Below are 1,134 nucleotides of genomic sequence, written 5' to 3' on the forward strand. Positions count from 1 at the left end.
CCCCGGATGGCGAGCGCCAGGTGCCGGTCCGGGTTGCCCGGGTGCCCGAGCGCGCGCCGGACCACCGACCCGGCGCCGTCCGCGCCGACCAGCGCCCGCGCGGACAGCTCACCGTCGAGCACCACCCGGTCGGGAGCGATCTCCACCCGGCGTACGGTGTGCCGCCGCAACTCGGCGCCGGCCGCCACCGCCGCCGCCACCAGGCGTGCGTCGAACACCTGGCGGGGCACCGTGTACGCGGGCCGGGGCAGCGTCCGGGCGACGGTGCCGCCACCGGGTGCGACCAGGCGCAGCGCGGGCAGGGGCGGGTAGCCGTCGACGGCCCCGGTCACGCCCAGCTCGTCGAGGACGTCCAGCGCGTGCGCGGCGATGCCGTCCCCGCACGCCTTGTCGCGGGGGAAGTCGGACCGGTCCAGCAGCAGCACCCGCGCCGCCCCGGCCCGTCGTGCGCCGAGCGCGGCGGCCGCTCCCGCCGGCCCCGCCCCCACCACCCCGACGTCCCACACCCCCTCATCCTCCCCTGCCGGCCCCCACCCCGGGCATCAACGGGACCGGGTGGCCCGGTACAGCGACCAGACGCAGAGGGCTGCCGCCGTGACCAGCGGGGCGCCGTCGCGGATCAGGCCGTCGGCGCCGAGCAGCCACCAGCACAGGGGCAGGTCGATCGCGAGGACGCCGAGGGTGACGGCCACCAGGCCCTTCCGCGCCCACGCCTTGTCGCGCAGCAGGAACGCGGTGCAGAACAGGACGGCGTAGCTGACCGCGATGCCGGCGCCGAACCAGAAGATCAATGCCGGTACGGCGGCGAGCCGCCCGTCCAGCACGGCGCCGGTCGCCACCAGCGCCGGCACCAGCATCAGCGGGCTGTAGGTGAACGCCGCGACCCGGGCGGTGAGCAGCCAGCCGTTCGCCTGCGGACGCTTCGGCGTCATCTCCCGCCAGGCGATCGTCCCGCCCTCGACGACCAGGCCCTTGCGGTGCCGGACCAGGTAGGCGCGGATCGCCTCGGAACGGTAGAGCAGCAGCACCACGGCGACGCAGAGCGCGGTGAGCACGGCGAACCCGATCAGGCCGGGCAGCGCGGGCACCCCTTGCCGGGGCACGATCTTCGCGGTCGGGCGGCTGATCGTGCCC

Annotated in this window: 1 protein-coding gene and 1 pseudogene; both read right to left on the reverse strand. The window is 76.6% G+C overall.

What is annotated here, in order from left to right; translation table 11 throughout:
- The coding region (locus AB0L34_RS34180) for an FAD-dependent monooxygenase (protein ID WP_363709816.1) at window positions 1–506 on the reverse strand (506 nt) is incomplete at its 3' end.
- Between the two features lie 36 nt (window positions 507–542).
- Window positions 543–1,134 (reverse strand): annotated as a pseudogene (locus AB0L34_RS34185) (hypothetical protein); the annotation flags it as partial.

Source organism: Micromonospora sp. NPDC052213 (assembly GCF_040679695.1).
Taxonomy (GTDB): Bacteria; Actinomycetota; Actinomycetes; order Mycobacteriales; family Micromonosporaceae; genus Micromonospora.